This is a genomic window from Providencia sp. PROV150, assembly GCF_028481025.1.
In the GTDB taxonomy this organism is placed as follows: Bacteria; Pseudomonadota; Gammaproteobacteria; order Enterobacterales; family Enterobacteriaceae; genus Providencia; species Providencia hangzhouensis.
Map to the genome: position 1 here is coordinate 1 of NZ_JAMPPJ010000003.1, position 13,745 is coordinate 13,745.

Consider the following 13,745-nt stretch of genomic DNA (forward strand, 5'->3'; position numbering starts at 1 on the left):
CGAATCATAACAAAACAATCATCGAGCAAAAAATAGACCAAACTGCGATAAGCCCAGTAAGTTCTAATGTACATAGAAATAAACTATGTAACCAAATATTTCAGCTTAAGAGGTTATCGTAACCACATGATTTAAAATAAATAAAATAGAGAATTTAAGCTACCCTCTACTAGCAGTGAAATTATCGGTCTAATTCATCAGTGTATTTAACTATTTATCATGCAATTACTAGTTATTAATATTGATAAATATGCTAACCAACTGTAAGTTTTACGTTTTTCCTGTGTGGTACAGGAGCAATATAATGATTTCGTAAAAAAGCAAATACAACAGAAATCACCATGTCGTTCAAAAAACACAAAGATCAACAGCGCTAGCGCATTCAAATTTATGTCTTAGGCTCAATTCTTAACTATTTTTAATATTGAGGTTGCGTATGAGCGCCTATTTAGCGTTAACTAGTGGGCTAGAATCGATTCAACTTTTTATGTTATGTGAATTGCAAAATTAAAGGGGTAGATGTGAAATTAAAGGCAAAAGGGTTTCTATTTGATTTAGACGGTACGTTAGCGGATTCACTCGCAGTCGTTGAACGTTGCTGGTGCAAATTTGGTGAGCGTATTGGTAAAAGTGCGGACGAAGTTATTAGCTATATTCATGGTAAACCCGCAATGACCAGTTTGCGCCATTTTTTACCCGAGGCGAGTGATGAAGAAATTATGGAATACTTCCATTGGCTAGAAAAAATGGAAAGCGAAGATGTGGAGGGCGTTGTTGCTCTACCCGGCGCTATTGCTTTGCTGACGCGTTTAAATGAAATTGGTGCACCGTGGGCAATTGTCACCTCTGGTACTGTACCAATTGCTCATGGGCGTCAACAAGCGGCAGGGTTACCAGAGCCTAAACATTGGGTAACATTTGAAAAAGTGTCCAAAGGTAAGCCTGACCCAGAGCCGTTTTTACTTGGTGCCCAAGCACTTTCTTTTCCTGCAAAATCCTGTATTGCCTTTGAAGATGCACAAGCAGGCATCCATTCAGCATTAACAGCCGGTTGCCAAGTGGTGGCAGTCCATGCACCAGAAGGGATGCCTCGTCGTGATGAAATTCAAGTAATTGTGAGTTCATTGGAACAAATTTCCGTTATGGGACCTGACAATAATGGTGATTATGAACTTTTCGTGTCTAATTTGACTTAATGGTGATTTAATCAAAGAAATTCTCCGTAAAACATGCTTAACTAAATAAAATTCTTAGCAATGTTTTTTTTCGTCGAAAGGGGATATTTTGAACGGAGAATTGCTGTGGGTCTTAACCCTTCTATTGATTGCGATAGTTCTATTTACCACAAATAAAATTCGCATGGATGTGGTCGCGTTACTTGTCATTGTCGCGTTTGTGCTGAGCGATACCTTAACGCTAGAACAAGCTACCGCAGGTTTTGCTGACCCCAACGTCCTGCTAATTGCAGCATTGTTTGTTATTGGTGATGGACTTGTTCGCACAGGGATAGCCTATCAAATGGGAGACTGGCTTGTTCGCGTTGCAGGAAGCAGCGAAAGCAAAATGCTGGTTTTCTTAATGCTCACCGTCGCTGGGTTAGGGGCTTTTATGAGTTCCACAGGAGTGGTGGCTATCTTTATCCCCGTCGTATTAAGCGTTGCATCACGCATGAAAACGTCCCCTAGCCGGTTGATGATGCCATTAGGCTTCGCAGGGCTTATCAGTGGAATGATGACACTGGTGGCCACGCCACCGAATATGGTAGTGAATAGTGAGTTAGTACGAGAGGGGATCAAAGGCTTTCAATTTTTCTCTATTACCCCTATAGGCATTCTCATTTTATTAGCCGGTATTGCCTACATGTGGCTAACAAGGCGTTGGCTAGGCAGTAATGAACCCGACAAACTCCCTGAGCGTTATCGACGTACTTTCCGTGATTTAATTCGTGATTACAAATTGACGGGTAGAGCTCGCCGCCTTGCTATCCGAAAAGGTTCGCCACTCATAGGCCATACGCTTGATGAACTGCATCTTCGCTCCCGTTATGAAGCTAACGTGGTTGGGATAGAGCGTTGGCGTAAATTCCGTCGCGTGATGGTGAGTGCAACGGGGGGAACCGAGCTACGCGAGCGGGATGTTTTATTAGTCGATATATCCGTGAGTGATGACGATTTGCGCCAATTTTGTAGCGAGCAACTTCTTGAACCGATGATTTTACGGGGAGATTATTTTTCAGACCAATCACGTGATGTGGGAATGGCTGAAGTGTCGATGAACCCTGATTCCGAACTATTGGGGAAATCGTTGAGGGACATTAAATTTCGTACTCGTTATGGTTTGAACGTTGTTGGTATTCGTCGAGATGGCAAGGCACTGGATGGAAAGCTAGTTGATGAACCGCTTAGGTTAGGTGATATTTTATTAGTTATTGGTGATTGGAAATTGATCCGAATTTTATCGACTAAGCCGCGTAATTTTATTGTATTGAACCTAGCTGCTGAAGTCGAGGCTGTTGCACCCGCTGCGTCTCAGGCTCCTCATGCCTTGTTTTGTTTGGCGCTAATGGTCGCGATGATGGTGACCAATGAAATTCCTAATTTTATTGCAGCACTTATTGCCTGTTTGCTAATGGGGAAATTTCGTTGTATCGATATGGAAAGTGCCTATAAGTCAATTCACTGGCCTAGTATTATCTTAATTGTTGGGATGATGCCTTTTGCGCTAGCATTACAAGAAACAGGGGGGATTGCGCTTGCTGTCGATGCGTTAATGAAAGTGGCTGGTGGGTTAGGGCCGCACGTGATGTTATTGTGCCTGTTTATTTTGTGCGCCACTATTGGCTTATTTATTTCCAATACCGCAACTGCGGTGTTAATGGCGCCGATTGCCATTGCGGCGGCGCGTCAAATGGAGGTTTCACCACTTCCTTTTGCCATGATTGTTGGGATAGCCGCATCCGCTGCCTTTATGACCCCAGTTTCATCACCAGTGAATACCTTAGTTTTAGGGCCTGGTGGGTATAAATTTGCTGATTTCCTAAAAATTGGTGTGCCGTTTACTATTATCGTAATGCTAATTAGTATTTTGGTTGTACCGGTATTATTTCCCTTTAATTAATCTTTGTTATTTATAATTTCAAAATTACCATCAATGACGAATGAAAAGCAAATCGTTATTGATGGTTTTCTATTAAAAAAACGTAAGCGTTAATATTTATTCGTTTTTTCATTTGATAAATGAAATGCTAGCTTATTTCTGACAAATCAATGTGAGGAATATATAATATGAATAAAGAAACTGCTACACCGGAAAGGTATTATTTGGGCTTGGCAACATTTGAAAACTTTTGGGGGGAAGACTTAAGTTCTGTTGTCATTGAGCACTATGTTAATAACCTTAGTAATAGCAGAACGAAAAAATATCCCAGTTCACAAACTTTGTCTAATATTGCAAATAAAGCAGTTATGAAAGATATTTTTGCATTTAAATATGAGCTCGGTATTAATGATTCATATGATTACTGGGTAGTTGAAATAACAACTAAAAGTGGCAAAAAATATCGTACAAAATCGAGTTTTTATTGTTCTATTACCTTTGAAGATAAAGGAAAAGTGGTTTTGGGGGTTAATGGGGACTTTAAGCGGCTGTATGTGCATTTTCCGTCATCGTCTGACTGTTCTACGGCATTTAACGAAGTATAATTAATAACTGCTTATGCAGAGTAGGAATATTTATTATTCCTACTAAAAAAATTAATTACTGATTTCATCAAGGGAAAGTTTAAAACCTGGGACAAATTTTTCCATAAAATAGTCCATTTCAGGGCTTTTCCTTTCTTCTAATATTTTCTCTAGGCGTTTTTTTGCAAGTTTAAATTCACTATTACCCGCGGAAAGCTCTTCTAAACATTTTAAATAAGCGCACAATGAGTCAGCTTGTTTAACCAATGAATGTTCTTCATCAGTTTGTAAATCTTCAATAATTAGTTCACGGAAGTCATCTTGCAGTTCTTCTGGTAGCATTTCGAGTAATTTTTGTTGGGCGAACTTCTCTATTTTTTTGTATTCATGAGCAATTTGCTGATTATGATATTTAATCGGAGTTGGTAAATCTCCAGTGATAACTTCGCTCGCATCATGGTACATGGCTAACATGGCTATTCGTTCTGCATTAACCTGACCGCCGAATCGACGATTTTTGATGATAGCAAGAGCATGGGCAACCATAGCCACTTGTAAGCTATGTTCCGAAACGTTTTCAGTTCGTACATTGCGCATTAAAGGCCAGCGGTGAATGAGTTTCATTCTAGCAAGGTGGGCGAAAAAGTAGCTCATAAGTCCTCTTCTGTGGTGTCTGCAAACAACTAAAATTATAACGGAAATAATGTGGTAGTGATATATTTTTATTGTTTTTTAATAAGTTACTAGTTCGTAATTATTTATTAATATTTATTTTCATATTAAGATGATCATAATAATATAATCAGGATTTGACTTTAATTTAACTGTTATTTTAATTGTGTTGAATTATAGAATCAAAAAAATATAATGAATGTTCAATTCAAAAATAAAGAGGCAATATGAAATATTTTCCATTTATATTATTGGGCTTTTTCCTGGTGGCAATTTATTTTATTTCTATTATTTGATTATCAGAATAATACAGTCTATTAATGATGACTCGATTTAGAATAAAAAAGCCTCCGGAGTAGGAGGCTTTTACTTTATGTTTGATAAAATTCTTATTGGCGATAACCTTCAAGGAAACGGCCGAATTTATTAATCGCCATTTCAAGGTCATCTGCATAAGGTAATGTGACAATTCTAAAGTGATCGGGTTCAGGCCAGTTAAATGCGGTACCTTGAACTAATAACACTTTCTCTTGTAACAATAGGTCTAAAATCATTTTCTGGTCGTCATAGATATTAAATCGTTTAATATCTATTTTTGGGAACATATACAGAGCACCTTGTGGTTTGACGCATGAAACGCCCGGTATTTGGTTGATCAACTCCCATGCACGATTACGTTGCTCATATAAACGCCCACCTGGTTGAATAAATTCACTGATACTTTGGTAGCCTCCGAGTGCAGTTTGAATAGCATGCTGCATTGGAACGTTAGCACACAGGCGCATCGAGGCCAGCATTTCTAAACCTTCAATATAGCTTTTAGCATGCTTTTTCGGGCCGTTTAATACCATCCAACCTTGGCGAAAACCAGCGACGCGATAAGTTTTAGATAAACCATTAAATGTGATGGTTAATAAATCTGGAGCGAGGGCGGCAATAGAGTGATGTACAGCATCATCATAAAGAATTTTATCGTAGATCTCATCAGCATAAATAATAAGATTGTGCTGGCGAGCCAATTCGACAATTTCCATTAACAGATCTTTACTGTAGACCGCACCGGTTGGGTTATTTGGGTTTATGACCACAATACCACGCGTTCTTGGGGTGATTTTTTTGCGAATGTCTTCAATATCAGGCATCCAACCTTGTTGCTCATCACACATATAATGAACGGCTTTCCCACCTGAAAGGGAAACCGCAGCGGTCCATAATGGGTAATCAGGCGCAGGCACTAACATTTCATCACCATTATTAAGCAGCGCTTGCATGGCTTGTACGATTAATTCAGAAACGCCATTACCAATGTAGACATCTTCCACGGTCATTTCATGAATACCGCGAGCTTGGTAATGCTGCACAATCGCTTTACGGGCAGAATATAAGCCTTTTGAATCACAATAACCCTGAGAACTAGGCAGATTACGCAAGACATCAACTAGGATTTCATCTGGGGCTTCAAAACCAAATGGGGCCGGGTTACCAATATTGAGCTTGAGGACTTTGTTGCCTTCTTCTTCTAGGCGTTTAGCTTCTTTTAAGACGGGCCCACGAATGTCATAGCAAACATTATCGAGCTTACTGGATTTAGTTAGATTATTCATAGTTTTCTCATTACCCTAAGGGTTATATTGGTCGAGCCGGCGTTATTCCTTTACTCTACTCCTCCCTCAGAAGCTTTTGAAGATGCAAGGTTATTTTTGGTGTAAAAGGTTGGTTTACGCTTAAATGTAATGTTTGGTATCTTATTATATGGTTTAAGTTAGCTGTATGTTCCTAAAATATAGCATTGTGTGGATTATAATTTTAACATTTATTGATGTTTTGGAGTATAAAAAGTAAAAAAGCAGAAAAACAGAGGAAAAAGGAAAATTTGTATCAAAATGTAATATTAAGCATTGAATCATTAAAATAGACATGATTTTTTTGCTGTAATAGCCTTTTTTTATAATAATTAGTGTGATTTTGTTAGTAATATTGATTGTTTCGAGTCATTTTTATTAACAAAAAGTGTTACTTAAAATTGTAACTAATTGATATATATAACTATAGGTAAATAGTGAAACGAATTTTATAATGTGCTTACATTAAAATAATTGTGATTACATTAAATATGTTACTATTTAAGCGTGTTCTAGAAAGCGCTTTGTTAGTTTGTTTTTTAGGAAAACATCCCCTTTTTATTAAAATTATTTGATTTTTGGAAGTATGCTATTTGCACACGTGCTCTATCAATTATAAATGATGAGCAGGGTGGAAAAGTAAAATAATTAGAAGTTATTGCAGATCTATGGATTAGAAATGCACTCGCTTAGTAGTCGCTATAAACTCGCTGATTCTCATGGAGGAGAGCAGAAACACCAGGTAACATAAAATTATATAAGAGAATGAACGATGATAAATTCCAATCGTCCCATCATGAACCTAGATCTTGATTTGCTACGTACTTTCGTTGCTGTCGCAGATCTTAATACATTTGCAGCTGCAGCTGCAGCCGTTTGTCGAACACAATCTGCTGTGAGCCAGCAAATGCAACGTTTAGAACAATTAGTCGGTCGTGAGCTTTTTGCTCGTCATGGACGAAATAAACTGCTTACCGCACATGGATTGCAATTACTTGGCTACGCAAGGCAAATATTGCGCGCCAATGACGATGCAACGGCATCATTAACTTATAATGACGCTGATGGTGAATTGCGCATCGGTGCATCTGATGACACCGTCGATATCCTATTACCTTTCTTGCTTAATCGTATCGCGTCTGTCTATCCAAGAATTGCAATTGAAGTACGCATTAAACGAGCTCAGTTTATTGAGTCAATGCTTGATAACCATGAGATAGATCTTGCATTAACAACGGCAAGAATTAGCCACCATCCTAAAACGGCTTTAAGAACCGTGCCTGTTTTGTGGCATAGCGCACCCGATTTTCAATTGCGTCCGAATGAGCCGATCCCATTAGTTGTTATGGATGAAACTAACCCATATCGTAAACTTTGTACTAGTGCCCTTGATGATGCAGGTTTGTCATGGCATGTTGCTTATGAAGCGGCTTCTCTGCCTGCTGTTCGTGCAGCAGTTAATGCGGAAGTAGGGGTAACTGCAAGGCCAATGGAAATGCAAAATGCAGATTTACGTATTTTGAATGAAGCTGATGGGTTACCACGTTTACCTGATATTCAGTATTGGTTATATAAAAACGCAGACGAACAAAAAGATTTTGTTCTGACGGTATTCGGTGCGATTGAAAACAAAAAAATTCCTTATGTGGCAGCCTCAGCAAGTGAGTTGATGGATAGCAACGAGGAAAGTAATTAAGTTAATCGATTCATCTGGTTGCTTTAATCGCAATATCTAATCGATTTATTGTACTGGCGGTAATTCCAATTATCTTGGGATTGCCGTTTTTTTATATCATTTTTGTTAGTTTATTACTGAATCACTTGTTTGTGATCAATGTGTTATTGGCTGTGTACAAATAAAATCAATGTGTTAATCGCAATCTAAAGAAGGCTCGTGTGGCGACTGAGATAGCTATTTTTGGTTAAATGGTTAACGCACGGGTAGGTTAAGTTGTTAGATAACAGTTTAACGGATTCGTTGGTAATAACTGAAACGATTATTTCATGCAGTGGAACTCAATTTTCAATATTGGGAAATGGTATCGAGAAATTTGTTTTTATGCATGTTTAAATAATGTCCAGTGATATCCTTAGTAGGATATCGAGTTCAAATTTATCGATTTTTTATTAATTTCCGCTCATAAAAAAAACAAATAACCACTTAATAAGTATGGTTAAATAAGAAAGACCATGAAATAATTGTGATGTAGCTGGCATAACCTGAATTTCATTGTTTGGTTAACAATTTGTTATGTTATTAACAATGTTTTTTTATTGAATAGATAAAATAGCGCTGTAATGTCAGTTAGTTACTTGAAGTAATGCGTTAAAAAGAGTTACAAAGACTTAAAGTTAAATTGAATGCTATGTAAACAAATTGAGTACTTTTTCAATAAAAGTGTGCGTTAGATCAAATAAAAAGAGCAATTTTTCATCTGTTAAGACAGGTTTTTCCTGAGATAATGGTGTAGTAAAAACGAATAATCAGTTAAACTAGTTTGCGTGTTTACTTGAGTATCATTACACTGACACGTTTTAGCAGATTATGAGTACTTTTTGTTGTTCTGTTGTTTTCTGAGTGTGAAGTTTTTGTAACAAATACGGGTTATTTTACTTAGTTTAAGTGAAATAAATTGTAATGAGAGAGGACAAACCAAACGCAGTCAACAGGCTGATTTAAGTTTGGTGATATTTTAGTTTGTGATCAATTTTGGTCTTTCTTCTCGATTAACTGGGCAATTGTGGTGCAATACTGCCGTGATGTAAAAAAGAGCAGCTAACACACCATAAGTAATGAGTAAGCAACGAGTATGTCTACATCAATCCTAGCGTTAGCCCATAACTGGGCGTTTGCGATATTCCTTATCGGCACTATCGGTCTTTGTGCTTTCATGTTGGTCGCAGGTCACTTTCTAGGTAGCCGCGCCAAAGCCAGAACAAAACATGTTCCTTATGAGTCAGGTATCGACTCGGTCGGTAGTGCACGTCTCCGCATGTCTGCTAAGTTTTACTTAGTTGCCATGTTTTTCGTTATCTTCGATGTTGAAGCCATGTTCTTATTTGCATGGTCAGTCGCCATCCGCGAAGCCGGTTGGGTAGGTTTCATCGAAGCCGCGATCTTTATTTTGGTATTGTTGGCGGGACTGTTTTACCTCGTCCGCGTTGGGGCATTGGATTGGACTCCAGTCCGTTCCCGCGGAAAAGTAAAGCATCCTAGTGAAGTTATTAAAATCAGCAATCGTCATCCGCAGTAAAAAGCGAGGCATTATACAATGGATTATACGCTCACCCGCATAGATCCGAACGGTGAGAACGACCGTTACCCACTGCAAACTCAGGAAATCGTTACCGATCCACTGGAGCAGCAAGTTGAAAACAGTGTTTACATGGGAAAACTTTCTCATGCACTTCACGATGTGGTTAATTGGGGGCGCAAAAACTCTCTATGGCCATATAACTTTGGTCTTTCATGTTGCTATGTAGAAATGGTGACTTCGTTCACGGCTGTTCATGACGTTGCCCGCTTTGGTGCAGAAGTACTGCGTGCTTCACCTCGTCAAGCCGATTTCATGGTAGTAGCAGGTACTTGTTTCACAAAAATGGCACCTGTTATTCAACGTCTGTATGACCAAATGCTTGAACCAAAATGGGTAATTTCCATGGGTTCATGTGCCAACTCTGGTGGTATGTATGACATTTACTCTGTTGTACAAGGCGTCGATAAATTTATTCCTGTGGATGTGTATATCCCAGGTTGCCCACCGCGTCCAGAAGCCTATATGCAGGCTCTGCTTCTGTTGCAAGAATCTATCGGTAAAGAGCGTCGACCGCTGTCTTGGGTTGTTGGAGACCAAGGGGTTTACCGTGCCAATATGCAATCAGAAAGAGAAAGAAAGCACGGTGAACGTATTGCAGTGACAAACCTGCGTACACCAGACGAAATTTAAGGCTTAAAGCCATACAGCGTAACAGAGCAATGTTGTTGCGAAATAATAAACCTGATCAAGCGTTATGGTGAAGAATGATGACAGATCAGATAGCGCAAGCGAGTAGTAACCAGCCAGGATGGCAGACACAGGATCACTTAAACGACCCTGTGCTTCTGGAACTGCGCAATCAATTTGGGCCGGATGCCTTTTCTGTTCAAGCAACTCGCACTGGTATGCCAGTGCTTTGGGTGCGTCGTGAACAGTTACTGGAAGTGGTCGATTTCCTAAAGAAATTACCAAAACCGTATGTCATGTTATTTGACTTACATGGGGTAGATGAACGTCAACGAATTCACCGTCAAGGTCTGCCAGAAGCAGACTTTAGTGTTTTCTACCACCTCATCTCTATCGATCGTAACCGCGATATCATGTTAAAAGTCGCTCTTAATGAGAAAGACTTAAACGTGCCTTCTATTGTTTCCCTGTTCCCGAATGCGAATTGGCATGAGCGTGAAGTGTGGGATATGTTCGGTATAACGTTCCAAGGTCACCCAAATTTACGCCGCCTTTTAATGTCACCAAGTTGGGAAGGTCACCCACTGCGTAAGGATTATCCTGCGCGTGCGACTGAGTTTGACCCTTTTGTTCTGACTAAGCAGAAACAAGATCTGGAAATGGAAGCCTTGACTTTCAAACCAGAAGAGTGGGGCATGGCACGTGGAAATGAAAACGAAGATTTCATGTTCCTAAACTTGGGGCCAAACCACCCATCCTCACACGGTGCGTTTCGTATCGTATTACAACTGGATGGTGAAGAAATTATTGACTGCGTACCTGACATTGGCTACCACCACCGTGGTGCTGAAAAAATGGGTGAACGCCAGTCATGGCACAGCTACATTCCTTACACTGACCGTATCGAGTATCTCGGTGGTTGTGTGAATGAAATGCCATATGTGTTAGCCGTTGAAAAACTGGCTGGCATTGAAGTGCCGGATCGCGTGAAAACGATTCGTGTCATGCTGTCTGAGTTATTTCGGATTAACAGCCACTTACTGTACATCAGTACCTATATCCAAGACGTTGGTGCGATGACCCCGGTCTTCTTTGCGTTTACCGACCGTCAAAAAGTCTACAACGTGATTGAAGCAATTACTGGTTTCCGTATGCACCCCGCATGGTTCCGTATCGGTGGTGTTGCGCACGACTTACCGCGTGGCTGGGAAAAACTGCTGCGTGAGTTATTAGACTGGTTGCCAAAACGTTTAGAGTCTTATGTGACTTCTGCACTGAAAAACTCCATCTTAAAAGGTCGTTCTATTGGGACAGCCATGTACTCAAAAGAAGAGGCGCTGGCATGGGGTGTAACAGGGGCTGGGTTACGTGCAACAGGCGTTGATTTTGACGTGCGTAAATGGCGTCCATATTCAGGCTATGAAAACTTTGAGTTTGATATCCCTATCGCTCACAACGGTGACTGTTATGATCGCGTGATGATCAAAGTAGAAGAGATGCGCCAGAGTATTCGTATTCTTGAGCAATGCTATAAGAATATGCCAGAAGGTCCTTTCAAAGCTGACCATCCATTGACAACTCCGCCACCAAAAGAGCGCACGTTGCAGCATATCGAAACCCTGATCAACCACTTCTTACAAGTGTCTTGGGGGCCGGTGATGCCAGCAAATGAGTCATTCCAGATGGTTGAAGCGACGAAAGGTATCAACAGCTACTACTTAACCAGTGATGGCAGCACAATGAGCTACCGTACGCGTATTCGTACGCCAAGCTACGCTCACTTGCAGCAAATTCCTGCCGTGATCAGAGGTAGTTTAGTTTCAGACTTAATCGTCTATCTGGGTAGTATCGATTTTGTAATGTCGGATGTGGATCGCTAACCATGCATAATGAACATAACGAAAATGAGAAGCACAACGAGCTCAATGTCGTGAATGTGTTTGAACCGCAAGTCAATCATGGCTTTGTCTTAACAGAGAAAGAGCGTGAAGAGATTGAAGGTGAGAAACACCATTACGAAGACGCACGTGCTGCCTCAATTGAAGCACTGAAAATTGTGCAAAAAAACCGCGGTTGGGTTGAAGATGGTGCGATCCATGCTATCGCTGACGTCTTAGGTATCCCAGCCAGTGATGTTGAAGGGGTGGCGACATTCTATAGCCAAATCTTCCGCCAACCAGTGGGTCGCCACATTATTCGCTATTGCGACAGTGTTGTTTGCCATATTACAGGTTATCAGGGCTTAGAAGCTGAAATAATTAAACAGCTTAATATTCGCCCTGGTCAAACAACAGCTGATGGCCGCTTTACATTGCTGCCGACCTGTTGCCTAGGTAACTGTGACAAGGGTCCAACGATGATGATCGATGATGACACTCACAGCTACGTGCAGCCTGAAAATATTCAAAAATTACTGGAGCAGTATCCATGACAAATTCTGTTAATCCAGTGATCCGTACTGCTGAAACTCATCCTCTAACATGGCGTTTGCGTGATGACAATCAGCCTGTTTGGTTAGATGAGTATCGCAGTAAAAACGGATACAAAGGTCTTGAGCGCGCGCTCAAAGGCATGGCACCCGATGAAGTTGTGAACCTCGTAAAAGACGCTGGCCTGAAAGGGCGAGGCGGTGCGGGCTTCTCAACAGGTCTGAAATGGAGCCTGATGCCAAAAGACGAAAACATGAAACTGCGTTACTTTTTATGTAATGCGGATGAAATGGAACCGGGCACCTATAAAGACCGTTTATTGATGGAGCAACTCCCTCACTTGTTAGTTGAAGGGATGATCACGGGCGCTTATGCACTTAAGGCCTACCGTGGTTATATCTTCTTACGGGGTGAGTATGTTGAAGCCGCGCAAAACCTACGCCGTGCCATCGAAGAAGCGAAAGCGGCGGGTTTATTAGGAAAAAATATCCTCGGTTCTGGTTTCGATTTTGAACTGTTTGTCCACACCGGCGCTGGGCGTTATATCTGCGGTGAAGAAACCGCACTGATTAACTCTTTAGAAGGCCGCCGTGCTAACCCACGTTCTAAACCACCATTTCCTGCAACATCAGGTGCTTGGGGTAAGCCAACTTGCGTTAATAACGTCGAAACCATTTGTAACGTGCCTGCTATTTTAGAGCACGGAGACCAATGGTATATCGATTTAAGCGCCGGTAAGAGTAAAGACGCGGGTACTAAATTAATGGGCTTCTCTGGCCGTGTGAAAAACCCGGGTCTGTGGGAATTGCCATTTGGTACAACGGCACGTGAAGTGTTGGAAGATTACGCAGGTGGTATGCGTGATGGACTGAAATTAAAAGCATGGCAGCCGGGTGGGGCAGGGACAGACTTCCTAACCAACGACCACCTCGACTTACCAATGGATTTCGAAAATATTGCCAAAGCAGGAAGCCGTCTTGGTACTGCATTGGCGATGGCGGTTGATCATGAAATCAACATGGTTTCTTTAGTGCGTAACTTAGAAACCTTCTTTGCTCGTGAATCCTGTGGTTGGTGTACGCCGTGCCGTGATGGTCTGCCATGGAGTGTGAAAATTTTACAAGCGCTGGAAAAAGGAGAAGGGCAGCCGGGGGATATTGAAACCCTAGAGCAGCTGTGCCGTTTCTTAGGACCGGGTAAAACTTTCTGCGCTCACGCACCGGGTGCGGTCGAACCGCTACAAAGTGCCATCAAATATTTCCGTGATGAATTCGAAGCGGGTATTTCGCAAAAAGATCTGCGTAACATCGTGCAGATTGCAGGTATCCAACCCAACTTGCTTAAGCAGCGTTGGTAATTATTTAGCGATTGAGCAACCGCTAAAGAGATTTTTCACGA

At 40.9% G+C, this 13,745-nt stretch carries 11 protein-coding genes; 9 read left to right on the top strand and 2 right to left on the bottom strand.

The features are described 5' to 3' along the window. The first annotated feature begins 521 nt into the window (after positions 1–521). From PSE83_RS03310 to PSE83_RS03320, 3 genes are all read left to right on the top strand, one after another. On the top strand, positions 522–1,196 hold the full coding sequence (locus tag PSE83_RS03310) for a sugar phosphatase (RefSeq protein WP_036958082.1): 675 nt from the start codon (positions 522–524) through the stop codon (positions 1,194–1,196). An 88-nt stretch (positions 1,197–1,284) separates the two neighbouring features. Further along, positions 1,285–3,117: an SLC13 family permease gene (locus PSE83_RS03315; protein WP_004259790.1), complete on the top strand. Its 1,833-nt coding sequence runs from the start codon at positions 1,285–1,287 to the stop codon at positions 3,115–3,117. A gap of 167 nt (positions 3,118–3,284) precedes the next feature. Further along, positions 3,285–3,701, top strand: coding sequence for a hypothetical protein (locus tag PSE83_RS03320; RefSeq protein WP_232062784.1), 417 nt, complete (start codon positions 3,285–3,287; stop codon positions 3,699–3,701). A 51-nt stretch (positions 3,702–3,752) separates the two neighbouring features. On the opposite strand, the gene yfbR is transcribed toward PSE83_RS03320, so the two are convergent. Then, positions 3,753–4,334 carry a 5'-deoxynucleotidase gene (gene yfbR / locus PSE83_RS03325; RefSeq protein WP_004259798.1) on the bottom strand — a complete coding sequence of 194 codons (582 nt, stop codon included), beginning with the start codon at positions 4,332–4,334 and terminating at the stop codon, positions 3,753–3,755. Between the two features lie 407 nt (positions 4,335–4,741). After that, a complete protein-coding gene (locus PSE83_RS03330) occupies positions 4,742–5,956 on the bottom strand; it encodes a pyridoxal phosphate-dependent aminotransferase (protein WP_004259802.1) in 1,215 nt (404 codons plus the stop codon). 790 nt (positions 5,957–6,746) lie between these two features. Between PSE83_RS03330 and PSE83_RS03335 the strand changes: the two genes are divergently transcribed. From PSE83_RS03335 to nuoF, 6 genes are all read left to right on the top strand, one after another. Next, positions 6,747–7,670 carry a LysR family transcriptional regulator gene (locus tag PSE83_RS03335; RefSeq protein WP_036958083.1) on the top strand — a complete coding sequence of 308 codons (924 nt, stop codon included), beginning with the start codon at positions 6,747–6,749 and terminating at the stop codon, positions 7,668–7,670. A 1,114-nt stretch (positions 7,671–8,784) separates the two neighbouring features. Then, positions 8,785–9,228: an NADH-quinone oxidoreductase subunit A gene (locus PSE83_RS03340; protein ID WP_004259806.1), complete on the top strand. Its 444-nt coding sequence runs from the start codon at positions 8,785–8,787 to the stop codon at positions 9,226–9,228. An 18-nt stretch (positions 9,229–9,246) separates the two neighbouring features. Further along, positions 9,247–9,921 (top strand): NuoB/complex I 20 kDa subunit family protein, encoded by a 675-nt coding sequence (locus PSE83_RS03345; protein ID WP_004912254.1) that lies wholly within the window; start codon positions 9,247–9,249, stop codon positions 9,919–9,921. Between the two features lie 74 nt (positions 9,922–9,995). Beyond that, a complete protein-coding gene (nuoC, locus tag PSE83_RS03350) occupies positions 9,996–11,798 on the top strand; it encodes an NADH-quinone oxidoreductase subunit C/D (protein ID WP_004259810.1) in 1,803 nt (600 codons plus the stop codon). A gap of 2 nt (positions 11,799–11,800) precedes the next feature. After that, positions 11,801–12,349, top strand: a complete 549-nt coding sequence (gene nuoE, locus PSE83_RS03355; protein WP_036958085.1) for an NADH-quinone oxidoreductase subunit NuoE — start codon at positions 11,801–11,803, stop codon at positions 12,347–12,349. Beyond that, on the top strand, positions 12,346–13,704 hold the full coding sequence (gene nuoF / locus PSE83_RS03360; RefSeq protein ID WP_004259820.1) for an NADH-quinone oxidoreductase subunit NuoF: 1,359 nt from the start codon (positions 12,346–12,348) through the stop codon (positions 13,702–13,704). Before nuoE ends, nuoF begins: the two co-directional genes overlap by 4 nt. Positions 13,705–13,745: the final 41 nt, after the last annotated feature.